The organism is Ideonella sp. FW305-24 (assembly GCF_058788035.1).
The window spans coordinates 113794-127685 of sequence record NZ_JBYTAI010000002.1 but is presented as its reverse complement, the minus strand read 5'-3'; the positions used below and the strand labels follow the sequence as shown (position 1 = coordinate 127685).

Annotated in this window: 15 protein-coding genes; 9 read left to right on the top strand and 6 right to left on the bottom strand. The window is 66.7% G+C overall.

The window, feature by feature from the left end:
- Position 1: 1 nt before the first annotated feature.
- Together AC3WR5_RS06340 and AC3WR5_RS06335 are read left to right on the top strand one after the other, a co-directional pair.
- On the top strand, positions 2-673 hold the full coding sequence (locus tag AC3WR5_RS06340) for an HAD family hydrolase (RefSeq protein ID WP_492482830.1): 672 nt from the start codon (positions 2-4) through the stop codon (positions 671-673).
- Between the two features lie 129 nt (positions 674-802).
- Positions 803-1561, top strand: coding sequence for a glycoside hydrolase family protein (locus AC3WR5_RS06335; RefSeq protein ID WP_492482828.1), 759 nt, complete (start codon positions 803-805; stop codon positions 1559-1561).
- Here AC3WR5_RS06335 and AC3WR5_RS06330 read toward each other — a convergent pair.
- The 3 genes from AC3WR5_RS06330 to AC3WR5_RS06320 all read right to left on the bottom strand — a co-directional run bounded on the left by AC3WR5_RS06330 (position 1546) and on the right by AC3WR5_RS06320 (position 4041).
- Positions 1546-2589 carry a GlxA family transcriptional regulator gene (locus AC3WR5_RS06330; protein WP_492482826.1) on the bottom strand — a complete coding sequence of 348 codons (1044 nt, stop codon included), beginning with the start codon at positions 2587-2589 and terminating at the stop codon, positions 1546-1548. The genes AC3WR5_RS06335 and AC3WR5_RS06330 overlap by 16 nt on opposite strands.
- Positions 2590-2597: 8 nt before the next feature.
- Positions 2598-3281 (bottom strand): DJ-1/PfpI family protein, encoded by a 684-nt coding sequence (locus AC3WR5_RS06325; protein ID WP_492482824.1) that lies wholly within the window; start codon positions 3279-3281, stop codon positions 2598-2600.
- Between the two features lie 151 nt (positions 3282-3432).
- A complete protein-coding gene (locus AC3WR5_RS06320) occupies positions 3433-4041 on the bottom strand; it encodes an isochorismatase family protein (RefSeq protein WP_492482822.1) in 609 nt (202 codons plus the stop codon).
- Positions 4042-4336: 295 nt separating this feature from the next.
- Between AC3WR5_RS06320 and AC3WR5_RS06315 the strand changes: the two genes are divergently transcribed.
- Positions 4337-4726, top strand: coding sequence for a hypothetical protein (locus AC3WR5_RS06315; RefSeq protein WP_492482820.1), 390 nt, complete (start codon positions 4337-4339; stop codon positions 4724-4726).
- 15 nt (positions 4727-4741) lie between these two features.
- On the opposite strand, the gene AC3WR5_RS06310 is transcribed toward AC3WR5_RS06315, so the two are convergent.
- Both AC3WR5_RS06310 and AC3WR5_RS06305 read right to left on the bottom strand, forming a co-directional pair.
- Positions 4742-5944 (bottom strand): M20 aminoacylase family protein, encoded by a 1203-nt coding sequence (locus AC3WR5_RS06310; protein WP_492482818.1) that lies wholly within the window; start codon positions 5942-5944, stop codon positions 4742-4744.
- 72 nt (positions 5945-6016) lie between these two features.
- Positions 6017-7183 carry an ABC transporter substrate-binding protein gene (locus AC3WR5_RS06305; RefSeq protein ID WP_492482816.1) on the bottom strand — a complete coding sequence of 389 codons (1167 nt, stop codon included), beginning with the start codon at positions 7181-7183 and terminating at the stop codon, positions 6017-6019.
- Between the two features lie 241 nt (positions 7184-7424).
- Between AC3WR5_RS06305 and AC3WR5_RS06300 the strand changes: the two genes are divergently transcribed.
- From AC3WR5_RS06300 to AC3WR5_RS06285, 4 genes are all read left to right on the top strand, one after another.
- Positions 7425-9503, top strand: a complete 2079-nt coding sequence (locus AC3WR5_RS06300; protein WP_492482814.1) for a molybdopterin-containing oxidoreductase family protein — start codon at positions 7425-7427, stop codon at positions 9501-9503.
- A 19-nt stretch (positions 9504-9522) separates the two neighbouring features.
- Positions 9523-10674 (top strand): aminopeptidase, encoded by a 1152-nt coding sequence (locus AC3WR5_RS06295; protein ID WP_492482812.1) that lies wholly within the window; start codon positions 9523-9525, stop codon positions 10672-10674.
- A gap of 92 nt (positions 10675-10766) precedes the next feature.
- Positions 10767-11087, top strand: coding sequence for a polyhydroxyalkanoic acid system family protein (locus AC3WR5_RS06290; RefSeq protein WP_492482810.1), 321 nt, complete (start codon positions 10767-10769; stop codon positions 11085-11087).
- A 57-nt stretch (positions 11088-11144) separates the two neighbouring features.
- Positions 11145-11624: a hypothetical protein gene (locus AC3WR5_RS06285; RefSeq protein ID WP_492482808.1), complete on the top strand. Its 480-nt coding sequence runs from the start codon at positions 11145-11147 to the stop codon at positions 11622-11624.
- A gap of 92 nt (positions 11625-11716) precedes the next feature.
- On the opposite strand, the gene AC3WR5_RS06280 is transcribed toward AC3WR5_RS06285, so the two are convergent.
- Positions 11717-11971 (bottom strand): acyl-CoA-binding protein, encoded by a 255-nt coding sequence (locus AC3WR5_RS06280; RefSeq protein ID WP_141284925.1) that lies wholly within the window; start codon positions 11969-11971, stop codon positions 11717-11719.
- A 183-nt stretch (positions 11972-12154) separates the two neighbouring features.
- Here AC3WR5_RS06280 and AC3WR5_RS06275 point away from each other — a divergent pair, with 183 nt between their 5' ends.
- Both AC3WR5_RS06275 and AC3WR5_RS06270 read left to right on the top strand, forming a co-directional pair.
- Positions 12155-13093 carry an ABC transporter ATP-binding protein gene (locus AC3WR5_RS06275; protein WP_492482806.1) on the top strand — a complete coding sequence of 313 codons (939 nt, stop codon included), beginning with the start codon at positions 12155-12157 and terminating at the stop codon, positions 13091-13093.
- A complete protein-coding gene (locus AC3WR5_RS06270; RefSeq protein WP_492482804.1) occupies positions 13090-13884 on the top strand; it encodes an ABC transporter permease in 795 nt (264 codons plus the stop codon). Before AC3WR5_RS06275 ends, AC3WR5_RS06270 begins: the two co-directional genes overlap by 4 nt.
- Positions 13885-13892: the final 8 nt, after the last annotated feature.

Genomic DNA, 13892 nt, shown 5'->3' with positions numbered 1-13892 from the left:
AATGAGCGAGAGCAAGCCCGCCGTCATCTTCGACTTCGGCGGCGTGCTGTTCCGCTGGAACCCGGCCGAACTGCTAGCCCTGGTGCTGCCGGACCGGATTCGCAATGCCGCCGATGCCGAACACTGGAAGCTGCAGTTCTTTCAGCAGTACGAGGGCGACTGGGGCGCGTTCGACAGTGGCCTGATCGACGTTGCCGAGCTTGTTCGGCGCATCGCGGCCCGCACCGGACTTGCCGAGTCCGAGGTCAGGGCCGTGGTGGATGCCGTGCCGGCCTACCTGGCGCCGCAGGGGGAGACTGTCGCCGTGTTGCGTGCCCTGAGGGATGCCGGCCACCGCCTGTTCTTCCTGTCCAACATGCCCGCACCCTATGCCGAGCACCTGCGCTGCACGCACGAGTTCCTCGGCTGGTTCGAGAATGGGGTGTTCTCGTCCGAGGTCAAGCAGGGCAAGCCGGCTGCGGCGGTGTTCCAGTGCGCACTGGGCCGGTTCGGCCTGCAGCCCGAGCAGGCACTGTTCATTGACGATCATCCCATCAACATCGCCGCCGCCGCCGCGCTGGGCTTGCCTGCGGTGTTGTTCACCAGTGCCCAGCAGCTGGTGCTGGACTTGCGGGCGCGCGGCCTGCTGGCGCCGGGGCAGCGGTCAGCCTACGAGGGCCGTGAACTTTCGTGAACGCCGCAGGTCCCATCCCCTGGCCGCCCGGCCATGCGCTTCGTCCCCATCCCTCTGCCAGGTAAACCCATGCTGCCTTCTCTCGCACGCTTGAGCCGGCTGGCTCGCCTCGGAACCCTGGTGCTGGTGATGGCCAGCACCGCAGCGGTTGCCTGGGCCGCAGACAAGCGAGGCATCGGTCTGGCCGACCGCAGCGCTGCCGACCGGGTCCAGCAACTCAAGGTGAGCTGGTACTACACCTGGTCGCCGTCCCCGATGCAGGATCCTGTGAACGCGGAATTTGTGCCCATGGTGTGGGGGGGCAACCGGTTGAAGGATCAGATGGCCGAGTTGGAGCGCGGGCCGCGGGCGCGGGTGTTGCTCGCGCTCAATGAGCCGGACAACGTCACGCAGGCCACCATGTCGGTGCAGGACGCTGTGGCCGTCTGGCCGCGCCTGTCCGCTGCGGCCCAGCGCATCAGCTCGCCGGCCACCACCAGCGTGGACAACGGCTGGTCAAAGCGTTTCGACCAGCAGGTCAAGGCCAAGGGACTGCGCGTCGATTTCGTGGCAGTGCACCTGTACACCCCGCCGGATGTCCGGAAGTTCCTGCAACGGCTGGATGCCATCCATGCGATGTATGGCAAACCGATCTGGATCACCGAGTTCGCCGTGGCCGACTGGCAGGCCCATGGCAAACCTGGCGCCAACCGCTACAGCGAACAAGAGGTGGCCCGGTTCGTCCGTGAATTGCTGCCCGAACTGGACCGCCGGGACTATGTCGAGCGTTATGCCTGGTTTGGCGCGGGCAAGCTTCGCCGGGACAGCAACGAGGCGACCCGCACCTCCCGGCTTTTCGACAGCCAGGGAAAATTGACGGATGTCGGGCGTGCCTATGCTGGCCTTTGAGGGCGTTTCGGGTCGCAGGGCGAGGTGCTGCGCTGCCTTGCCCTGCGCCACTGCCGTTCCGAACTGAAGCCGCCCAGCGCGGCCGCCTGCTTGCCGGCCAGGCCGGCGGCCCTGGCTTCCACTGCCAGCGCCAGGCGCACTTGCTCCACGTGCTCGCGTGGCGAGAGTCCCGCATGCTGTTGAAACAGCCGCGACAGGTGGCGAGGCGTGACATGGGCCAGGGCGGCCATGCGGTCCAGGGTCCAGTCTTCGCCGGGGGCGTCGACCACTGCGTTTTGCACCGCGTGCACGGCGGGATGCAGGTGGCGGCGGCCAGCCAGCAGTGGCGAGCGTTCCGGGTCTTCGCTGCCGCGGCGGTGGAACACCACCATGACTTGCGCGACGGCCGAGGCCAGGCCTTCGCCCTGGCGTTCGGCGATCAGGTGTAGCGCCAGGTCAATGCCGGCGGTGATGCCGGCGCTGCTCCAGACCGGGCCGTCGCACACGAACACGCGGTTGGGCAGCACGCGGGCGCCGGGTGCCATCAGCGCCAGGTCGGCCAGCAGCTCGTGATGGGTGGTGACCTGGCGCTCGGTGAGCAGGCCGGCATCGGCCGCCAGCAGCGCACCCACACAAACGGTCAACAGCCGGTGTTCACTGCCCGGGACGGCCAGCGCAGGCGCGAGCACGCGGCCCAGCCAGTCCCGCGTGGCCAGCCAGGCGCCCTGGTGGCGCACGACCTGCAGCGCGTCGCCTGGCCGGCCCAGCAGCACGACCCAGGTGGGCGAGGTGAGTTGCTCGGGCAGTGGCGACAGTGCGGCCAGCCCGAGGCCGACCGATGAGGTGACCGCCGCTTCGGGCCCCGCGAAACGCATGTCGAACCCCGCTGGCAGGCCGCGCCTGGCGAGTTGCTGGTTGGCCAGGCGGAAGGCCTCGGCCGGGCCGGCGAGGTCCAGCAGCAGCGTGTCCGGCAGCACGATGAACAGCACCTGGACTGACGGTGCACCGGGCAGGCCGATGGTGGGCGGGCGTGGTGCGGATGGGGTCATGTGGTGCTTCAGGACAGCAGCGGATCGTCGCGCCACGGCGTGTCGAGCTGGCGCGCGGTGCGGCGAGCCCACACGGTGCCGGCACTGTCTGGCCCAAGGCCCGCCAGCGCGGCATCGCCGGCGCGCCGCACGAGATGCAGGCTCAGGTCGATGCCTGCGGCAATGCCCGCCGAGGTCAGCACCCGGCCGGTGTCGACCCAGCGCAAATCCGGCCGCAGTGTCAGGTCCGGTTGCAACCGGGCCAGGTCGGCCAGGTCTTCCCAGTACGTGGTGGCTTCACAGTGCTGCAACACGCCTGCGGCGGCCAGCACCAGTGCGCCAGTGCAGATCGAGGCCACGCAGCTGGCCGCGCCCGCGCGGCGCTGCAACTCGACCAGCAGCGGCGCGTCGGCCAGCAAGGCACCCACCACGCCGCCGGGCACCAGCAGCCAGTCGCAGGCTGGCGCGTCGACCAGGCGGTGTTGCGGCTGCAGCGGCAGGCCCGCGCGGGCCTGCACCGGCTTGCCGTCTGGCGAGGCCGTCACCAGCTCGAAGCGCGGCAGCCGCAGCGGCCGGGATCGACCGTCGACAAGCGGCGCTTCGCCGGCTGCCAGTCGGTCGGCCATGCGGTTCGCGGTGGTCAGCACCTCATAAGGCCCGGCGAAGTCCAGCAGCTCGACCTCGTCGAACATCAGCAGCAACACGCGGATCATGACTGCCCCTCGGCCGTCGAATACGTCGGCCGATCCCCCGAGGGGGCGAGTGCGGCCGTGATTCGTCCGGTGGACGAATCACGCCAGCGAGCGGCCGGCTTGGGAGCGGCCCGGCGCTCGGCCCGCGTGCTGCAGGTTGGCGTGGGCAGTCTCATGCAGCCCTCGCTTCTGCGTTGCGTGCTGCCTGGGCGGCGCGGGCCAGGGCCTGGTCCACGCTGCAGATCGTCGCGAAGCGGCCGGCCAGGACGGTCTCGGTGCGCTCGTAGATTGCCGCGGCGCTCAGCACGGTGCCAGCGGGGGTTTGCATGTCGAAGGTCAGCGTGGCCTCGGTCACGTAGTCCACTTCCCAGCCTTCGTCGCTGGCGTGGCGCGTCGTGGTTTCGCAGCACTGTTCGGTGCGGATGCCGGCAACGATCAACCGGCCAATGCCTTGCGCGCGCAGCCAGTCGCTCAGCCCGGTGCCGACCAGCGCGCTGTGGCGGTGCTTGTCCACGCGCAGTGCCGGGGTGTAGGCGGGCAGGCCGTCCAGCGGACGCACCAGACCACTGGCGTGCGCGAACGGGTTGTCGGGGCTCTCCGGGCCGTCGCTGTGGAAGACCTGCACCACCGGGATGCCCTGGGCCTGGCAGCCGGCCAGCAGGCGGCGGGTGGCGTCCAGGTAGGCCGGCAGTTCACGATCCTGCCAGTAGGGCCGTGCGGGGAACGAGGCCTGCACGTCGATGAGCAGCAAGGCGGTTCGGGTGGTGTCAAAAGAAGACATGGGATGTTTCTCCGTGGGAAGCGTACATCCGAATCTTCCATTCGTCACGGAAGGCAACCAAGGCCGCCGCTGGACCTGTTGCGGTCATTTCAGGACTTCAGATGGCACGCGGTTTGTTCTTCGAGCCGCATTGCCGGCTTGCTGGGAGCTGTCGGCAGCCTGTCTGTGACGAACTGACCGGCGGAACACGGCCTGATCTGCGCTTTGGTGCCCGCGAGCCCGCCGATAGTCAAGGTCTGGCACGTCTTGGCATTGCCCGCCGGGCGGTGAGGCTGTGCCACGTTGGGAGTCCAAGATGAATCTCTCCTCGATCGGCACTGGCGCTGCAGCGCAAGCCCTTTCTGCCGCCGGCGTGTCCGGCAAGACCGCCATGAGTTTCCACGAGCTCGGCAAGTCGCTACGCAAGGGCGACATCGAAGGCGCCAAGCAGGCCTATGCCGACATCCTGAAGAACCCGCCCGAAGGCGCCACCTGGGACCCGAACAGCGCGTTTGCGCAGTTGGGCAAGGACCTGGCCAAAGGCGACATCGACGGCGCCAAGGCCATCGCGGCCGATGCGATCAAGTCGGCTCGCGAGCAGCGCAGCCATGGCTCGACCACTGGCGGTCCGATCGTGAACCAGGACCCGACGCCGCCGGACGCCGAATCGATGGCCGTCAGCGGCAGCATTTCGCTGACCGCCTGAGGTCGACCAGCTCGGTCAGCGGGCGGCCAGCGCCCGCTTGGCCAAGTTGACCCACAGCGCTGCGCCCTTGGGGATCAGCGCGTCATTGAAGTCGTAATTCGGGTTGTGCAGCGTGCACGGCCCGAGGCTCAGGTCGTGGCCTGCGTAGCCGCGCCGGTGCTCGCCTTCACCATTGCCGATCATGAAATACGCGCCCGGCTTTTCCATCAGGAAAAAGCTGAAGTCTTCCGCGCCCATGGTCGGGTCGAAGTCCAGCGTGTTTTCGGCCCCCACCGTCTCGCGCATGGCTTCGCGCAGCTGCGCCACCTCGGCCGAATGGTTGATGGTTGGTGGGTAGTTGCGGTGGAATTCGAACGCAGCCTTCGCACCGAAGGCTGCGGCGGTGTGCTCGCTGATCTCGCGCATGCGCTGCTCGATCATGTCCAGCACGCCGACCGAGAACGTCCGCACCGTGCCCTGGATCTCGCAGGTGTCCGGCACCACGTTGGTGGCCTCGCCGGTGTGGATCATCGTCACCGAAATCACCGCCGCATCGGTCGGCTTCTTGTTGCGCGTCACGATGGTCTGGAAGGCCTGCACCATCTGGCAGGCGACCGGTACCGGGTCGATGCCGTTGTGAGGTAGCGCCGCGTGCGAGCCCTTGCCGGTGATGACGATCTTGAACTCGTTGCTCGAAGCCATGATGGGCCCGTCGCAGACCGAGAAGCTGCCTTCGGGCAGGCCCGGCCAGTTGTGCATGCCGTAGATCGCATCCATAGGGAAGCGCTCGAACAGCCCGTCCTTGATCATTTCACGCGCACCGCCGCCGCCTTCTTCCGCTGGCTGGAAGACCAGGTAGACGGTGCCGTCGAAGTCGCGGCTGCGGGCCAGGTGCTTGGCCGCGGCCAGCAGCATGGCGGTGTGGCCGTCGTGGCCGCAAGCGTGCATCTTGCCGGCGTGCCTGCTGGCATGCGCGAAGGTGTTGTGCTCGGTCATCGGCAGCGCGTCCATGTCGGCGCGCAGGCCGACGGCGCGTGTGCTGCTGCCGTTTTTCAGGATGCCGACGACACCGGTCTTGCCCAGGCCGCGGTGGATGGGAATGCCCCAGGCGGTCAGGTTGCGCGCCACCAGGTCGGAAGTGCGTTCCTCGTGGAAGCACAGCTCCGGGTGCGCATGGATGTCGCGTCGCAGCGCGGTGAATTCGTCTGCATCTCGCAGCAGGTCGGAGATCAGGGGCATGGCGCGTTCCGCTGTCAGGGTTCACGCGATGTTAGCCCTGTGACGCATACCCGACTTGCCGTGGCGGGTGCCCTATCTTCGGACGGACCCGTTCTCGGTCAGCATCGAAAGCTCGACGAATTTCGAGGCGACGTGGTCGCGCGCGCCAAGGTTCAGGTTGAAGCCACCGAAGTTGACGTTCTGCAGCGATTCCAGGCCGGTGGTCAGTCCGTCGCGGGTGTTGGCGCGGCCGCGCTTCAGGCCTTCGACGAACACCCGTGCCGCCAGGAAGCCTTCCATGCTGGAGTAGTTCGGCTTTGCGTCATTGCCGGCGGCTTTCACGGCGTCCAGGTACTCGCGGGAGATCGGCGTGGTGGTCGAGAAGGGGAAGGGCATGACCTGGCTGACGACCACGCCCAGTGCTTCCTTGCCCAGTTCGTCCGCCAGCGCCTGCGTGCCGACGAAGGAGACGTTGTAGAAGGTGCCACCGTAGCCGGCCTTGCGCGCGGCGCGGATGAAGGCGGCGCAGCTCTTGTAGGCGCTGATCTGCACCACGCCGTCCGGCTTGGCGGCGACGATGGCCTTGACCGCGGCGTCCACGTCCACGCTGTTGCGCTCCACCGTGCCCACCGCGACAGGCTGCAGGTTGTGTGCCTTCAAGGCTTTGTTCACGCCGTCCAGTCCGGCCTGGCCGTAGCTGTCGTTCTGGCGGAAGACGGCGATCTTGCTCAGGCCAAACGAGGTCATCTGCTTGACGATCAGGGCCGTCTCGTCGTCGTACGAAGCACGCACGTGGAAGACGTTGCGGCTGAACGGCTCGCGCAGCGCCGGGGCTCCGGTGAACGGTGCGAAGAACGGCATCTTCGATTCGTTGACCAGGGGCATCGCGGCCAGCGAGGTCGGCGTGCCGACATAGCCGAACAGTGCGAACACGTTGTCGGCGATGAATTTTTCGGTGTTGGCCTTGCAGCGAACCGGGTCGTAGGCATCGTCCAGCATGCGCAGCTCGATGGTCTGGCCATTGACGCCGCCGCTGGCGTTGACCTGGTCGAAATACAGCTTCGCGCCCAGGTTCATCTGCGTGCCCAGTTGCGCGGCTGGGCCGCTGAACGCGGCCGATTGGCCGAGGATCAGGCGGTTGTCCTTGTCGGCGCGCGCCGAGGGCAGCAGGGTGGCGGCGGGAAAGGCGGCCAGCGATTGCAGCGCATGCCGGCGCGACCAGCCGTGCAGGCGCGGCTTGACAGATGAATCGGAATTCATGTTTTGTGCTCTTTGAGCTGAGGAATGGGCAAGGCCCAACGAAAAAGACATCGGCCGGTGCAATCCCGGATTGACAGGCTCGATCAATGACTGCTGCATTGTTACAAGAGTGAGCCGGACTTATTGCGCGGAAAAGCGGTTTTTCCATCGCCGCTTCAGCGGCCGCGTGACCTGGTTGACCCTGGCTTTGCCTGCGTGGCGACCTTCGCGGCCCTGGTGAGGCCTGTGACATGATTCAAGAATGAGCGATCAGACGACTGCCACCCACCCGGCCGCCGCAGTGCGCGTGGTGCATGCGGCCTGCCCCCACGACTGCCCGGACACCTGCGCGATCCGCGTCACGCTGGAAGGCGAGCGGGTCGTGCGCCTGCAGGGCGACCCGGACCATCCCACCACCCACGGCGCGTTGTGCACCAAGGTTTCGCGTTACGTCGAGCGTGTCACGCACCCGGAGCGTGTGCTGCGGCCGCTGCGTCGCGTCGGCGCCAAGGGCGAAGGCCGTTTCGAGCCGGTCAGCTGGGATGAGGCGCTGAGTGACATTGCCGGTCGTCTGAAAGCGATTGCCGCGCGCGACCCCGAAGCCATCCTTCCCTACAGCTATGCCGGCACCATGGGCCTGGTGCAGGGCGAGAGCATGGCCTCGCGCTTCTGGCACAGGCTCGGCGCGTCCCGCCTCGACCGCACCATCTGTGCGGCCGCCGGTGGTGAGGGACTGCTGCAGACCTACGGCGCCAAGATGGGCATGCACCTGGAACATTTCGCCGAGAGCAGGCTGATCCTGATCTGGGGCAGCAACTCCATCGCCTCCAACCTCCATTTCTGGACCTACGCGCAGGCAGCCAAGCGCAACGGCGCCAAGCTGATCGCCATCGACCCGCGCCGCAGCGAAACCGCCGAGAAATGCCACCAGCACATCGCGCTGATGCCCGGCACCGACGGTGCGCTGGCGCTGGGCCTGATGCACGAGCTGATCGTCAACGACTGGCTGGACCATGACTACCTCGCGAAACACGTGGAGGGCTGGCCCGAGCTGCGCGAGCGCGCGCTGCAGTGGCCGCCCGAGCGCGCGGCCGAAACCTGCGGGCTGACGGCCGACGAAGTGCGCGGCCTGGCGCGCGACTACGGCACCACCGCGCATGCGGCCATCCGCCTGAACTACGGCATGCAGCGCGTGCGAGGCGGTGGCAATGCGGTGCGCCTGATTGCGCTGCTGCCCTGTCTCACCGGCGCCTGGAAGCATCGCGCCGGTGGCCTGCTGCTGTCTGCCTCGGGCTGGTTCAAGCGCGTGCGCAACGATGCCGTGCTGGAACGCCCGGACCTGCTGGCTGGCCGCCAGCCGCGCACCATCAACATGAGCACCATCGGCGACGATCTGCTGAACCCCGGCTCGGCCGCATTTGGCCCGAAGGTCGAGGCGGTCATCGTCTACAACAGCAACCCGGTCGCGGTGGCGCCGGACTCGGCCAAGGTGGTTGCCGGCTTCCAGCGTGAAGACCTGTTCACCGTCGTGCTCGAGCACTTCCTGACCGACACCGCCGACCAGGCCGACTACGTGCTGCCCGCCACCACGCAGCTGGAGCACTGGGACGTGCACACCAGCTACGGCCACACCTATCTGCTGATCAATGAGCCCGCGCTGTCGCCGGCCGGCGAGTCCCGCTCGAACGCCGAAATCTTCCGCCAGCTGGCCGCGAAGATGGGCTTCGACGAACCCTGTTTTGCCGACGACGACCTGACCCTGGCCCGGCAGGCGCTGGTCCCTTCGGTCGATTTCGAGCGCCTGCGCCGGGACGGCTGGCTCAAGCTGGACCTGCCCGAGGCGCCGTTTGCCGAAGGCGGTTTCGCCACGCCCAGTGGACGCGCCCGCGCCACCGCGCCTGGCCTGCCGCTGCCGGATTTCGTGCCCAACCATGAGAGCGCGCGCAGCACCCCCGAGCTGGCCGCCCGTTTCCCGCTGGCGATGATCTCGCCGCCGGCGCGCAATTTCCTCAACTCCACCTTCGTCAACGTCAAGAGCCTGCGCGCCATCGAAGGTGAGCCGCTGCTGGAGATGCACGCCGGTGATGCCGCGGCGCGCGGCCTCGCCGACGGTTCGATGGTCAAGGTCTTCAACGACCGCGGCGAGCACCACTGCCTGCTGAAGGTCAGCCCGCGCGCTCGGCCTGGGGTCGTGCATGGCCTGGGCGTGTGGTGGCGCAAGCTGGGTCGCAACGGCACCAACGTCAACCAGCTGACCCACCAGGGCCTGACCGACCTGGGGGGCGGCCCGAGCTTCTACGACTGCCTGGTCGAGGTCGCCGCGCTGCCCGTGGCGGCGTGAGCGCCCAGGCAGCTCAAGGATGCGCTGGGGCAGGTGGCTGGCGGTGAGCACGGCTTCTTTGGTGGGCGTGGTCGTGCTGGCGGCCGGCACGGTCTGCGTCACCAGCGGCTGCAGTTCCATTGGCTACCTGCTGCAGTCGGCGCAAGGCCACGTCTCGCTGATCACCAGCGCGCGGCCGGTGGGCGACGTGATCGCCGATGCGCAGACTTCGGCGGCGCTGAAGGAGCGCCTGGCGCTGACCCAGCGCCTGCGCGACTACGCCGTCTCCGAACTCAAGCTGCCGGACAACCACAGCTACCGCAGCTATGCGGACCTGAAGCGGCCGGCCGCCGTGTGGAACGTGGTCGCGGCGCCCGAGCTGTCGCTGAAGCTGCGCACCTGGTGTTTCCCCATCGTCGGCTGCGTGGGCTACCGCGGCTATTACGCACAGGACACGGCCGAGGCCGCGGCGCAGCCGCTTCGCGATGATGGTTTGGAAGTGGCGGTCTACCCGGTGCCAGCGTATTCCACGCTGGGCAAGACCGAGTGGCTGGGCGGCGACCCGCTGCTGAACACCTTCGTGCAATGGCCCGAAGGCGAACTGGCGCGGCTGATCTTCCATGAACTCGCGCACCAGGTGGCCTATGCGCCGGGCGACACCTCGTTCAACGAGGCCTTCGCCACCTCGGTCGAGCGCCTGGGCGGCGAGCGCTGGCTCAGCACGTACGCCAGCCAGCAGGCGCGCGACCAGTACGCCACGCTGAACAGCCGTCGCGAAGACATGCGGGCCATGGTCAACCGTACCCGCCAGGCGCTGGATGCGCTCTACAAGAGCAGCCTGGACGACGACGGCAAGCGCGCCCGCAAGGCCGAGCTGATGGCCGCGCTGCGCGCCGAATATGCGCAGGCCAAGGCCGAGCGCTGGCATGGCTACGCGGGCTACGACCTGTTCTTCGAGAAGCTGAACAACGCCTCGCTGGGCGTGCAGGCGGCTTACTTCGGGCTGGTACCGGCCTTCGAAGCCTTGTTCGAGCGCGAGGGGCGCGACTTCCCGCGCTTCTACGCAGCCGTCAAGGTCTTGGCCAAGCAACCGCGCGCCGAGCGCGACGCGGCCATCAAGGCGTTGCTTCCGCCGGGCCAAGCCGTGCCGGATGCCACGCCAGAGCAGGGCGCAGCAAGCGAGCCTTCGTGACGCTTGCGTTCCCAAAGGGGCCGCAGCGGTGACAATCCGGGCTGTTGTGCGCCGCCTGGCGCGCCCCGCTACGTCAAGACTTCGCCAACGCCATGTCCGATTTGAAGATTCGCCGCGAACACCAACTGGGCCTGGCCCGCGCCCGCGCCGTGGCCAAGAAATGGGCCGAACACGCCGAGAAGAAGTTCGACGTGAAGTGCGAGCTGGCGGCTGGCGAGGCGCAGGACGTGCTGCGCTTCAGCCGCGCCGGCGTGAGCGGCGAGATGCTGGTCAGCGGTGACGCCTTCGAGCTGAACGCCAAGCTCGGCTTCCTGTTCAAGCCCTTCGCCGGCCAGATCGAGGCCGAGGCCTGCAAGCAACTGGACACCGCGCTTGCGCGCGAGTTGGCCAAAGATGCGAATTCTGGCCGGTAGATGTTTAATCTGGCTGGTTTGATGAGGAATCAAGCCGGCTTGTTTGGATCATATTCGATGATGAAATTTTCAATACTCAGGCATCTTGTTTTTCTCGCGTTGAGCGTGCTGCTTTGTTCCTGCGCAGCTGATTTTCCATCCATCCATGTAGGCTCTGAGAGCGCGCCTACGGCCCATCTTGCAAGCGTGGGTGTGACTGGCGGTAGAGTTGCGGTTTTTGCTGTTAATGGCACTGGTATCGAAGGGCTTCCGGGTCGAGATATTGTGATGCCAGCAGGCAATGTGAATCTAAAAATCCATTACCTCAACGGGGTGCTGGTGAATACCACTGAGATGCGCTATAATTTTGAGGGCGGCGGATATTATTTGCTCAATGGGGACGAAAATATGGAGATGAAAACCGTCCGCTATAACGTAAAATCTGTCTCCCAGCAGGAATTCCAGCTGGCGCTGTGTAGCGTACAGCGGGCATATCAAGCATCGTTGGCTGGCTTAAAGTCGGTAAAGGCGCCGGCTTGTGAAGTTTTCAAGCAGTAGCACGCACTTTGTCGGCCGATAAAGTGCGTGCTTGGACGCGAGATCTATTCGTAGTTCGATCAGCGAAGTCGTGACGCTAAATGCGTCAAACTTTATTTCAGCGATTCGATCAGGTCGATGTAGGCCTGCATCGCCTGCTCGGGGGTCTGGCCCTTGAGGTTGTGCCACGCATCCCACTTGGCGCGGCCGACGAAGTCGGTCATGCCGGGGCGGTCGCCATCGGCGTCGCCGCTGCTGGCCTGCTTGTACAGCGCGTAGATCTTCAGCAGCGTCATGTTGTCCGGCTTTTCCGGCAGTTGCTTGCTTTCCGCCACCGCGGTTTCGAATTCGGTCTTGAGATCGGACATCGGGTTCTCCTTTTGGCTGGACCGCCGGCGATTTTTCGCAGGCGTTGGACGGGTCGGATCTTAACGACGCAGCCCTCGCGGCCCGGTGACCGAAGCGGCCAAATTCCGGGCCGCGCGGCTTGCACAAAAGCCGGCCCCCTGCCGGACGCGGGCCTTTGCCGCCGCTCCCTACAATCGCGCCCCATGCCAGCTGTCTCCTTCCAGGGCGTCGCGAAGACCTACCAAGGCGCCCGCGGTGCATTTCGTGCGCTCGACGGGGTGTCTTTCGACATCGCGCAGGGCGAATTCTTCGGCCTGCTGGGGCCCAATGGCGCCGGCAAGACCACGCTGATCAGCATCCTTGCCGGTCTGGCCCGCGCAACCGAAGGCCGGGTCAAGGTCATGGGCCACGACGTGGTCGACGACTATGCGCGGGCGCGCCGGGCGCTGGGCATCGTGCCGCAGGAACTGGTGTTCGACCCGTTTTTCTCGGTGCGCGAATGCCTGCGCATCCAGAGCGGCTACTTCGGCGTGAAGGACAACGACGACTGGATCGACGAGCTGCTCGCCGGCCTGGGCCTGGCCGATAAGGCCCATGCCAACATGCGCCAGCTCTCGGGCGGCATGAAGCGCCGGGTGCTGGTGGCGCAAGCGCTGGTGCACCGGCCGCCGGTCATCGTGCTGGACGAGCCGACGGCTGGCGTGGACGTGGAGCTGCGCCAGACGCTGTGGCACTTCGTTGCGCAGCTGAACCGAGAGGGCGCCACGGTGCTGCTGACCACGCATTACCTCGAAGAAGCCGAGGCGCTGTGCCACCGCATCGGCATGCTGAAGACTGGCAAGCTGGTGGCACTGGAGCGCACGACCGACTTGCTGGCCGCCACGGCGGTCACCATGCTGCGTTTCAAGACCGACGACGCGATGCCGCCCGAGCTGGCGACGCAGGCGCGTGTGACCGGCCGCATCGCGCAGATCGCCGCGCGCGACGCGAGCGAAGTGGAAACGGTGCTGGCCCGGCTGCGTGCTGCGGGCGTGCGGGTGGAAGACCTGGAGATCGGCCGCGCCGACCTGGAAGACGTGTTCCTGAACATCATGAAATCCGATGGCGTGCCGAGCGCCCAGGCGCTGAAGGTGTCCGTATGAAGCCGGTCGACACCTCGCCGCCGCGGCCGCACCTGCTGGACGGCACCGGCACGCTGTTCCGCAAGGAAGTGCTGCGCTTCTGGAAAGTGGCCTTCCAGACCGTGGGTGCGCCGGTGCTCACCGCCGTGCTGTACCTGCTGATCTTCGGCCATGCACTGCAGGACCATGTGCTGGTCTACGGCCGTGTCGGCTACACCGCGTTCCTGATTCCCGGCCTGGTGATGATGAGCGTGCTGCAGAACGCCTTTGCCAACACCTCGTCCAGCCTGATCCAGAGCAAGATCTCCGGCAACCTGGTGTTCCTGCTGGTCAGCCCGCTGTCTCACTGGGCCTGGTTCCTGGCCTATGTCGGCGCGTCCATCGTGCGCGGCCTGGCCGTGGGCCTGGGTGTGCTGGTGGTGACCGTGTGGTTCTCGCCGCCGGGGCTGGTCAACGGCCTGTGGGTGCTGGTGTTTGCGGTGCTGGGTGCGGCCTTGATGGGCGCACTGGGGCTGATCGCCGGGCTCTGGGCCGAGAAGTTCGACCAGATGGCCGCCTTCCAGAATTTCCTGGTGATGCCCATGACCATGCTGGCCGGGGTTTTCTATTCGGTGCAGTCCTTGCCCAGCGTGTGGCTGGTGATCAGCCACTTCAACCCGTTCTTCTACATGATCGACGGCTTTCGACATGGCTTCTTCGGCGTCAGCGATGTTTCGCCGTGGATCAGCCTGGCCGTGGTGGGCGGCGCATTTGTCGCCGTCTCGGCCCTCACGCTGCGCTTGCTGAAGTCCGGCTACAAGCTCCGCAACTGAACCGTGTT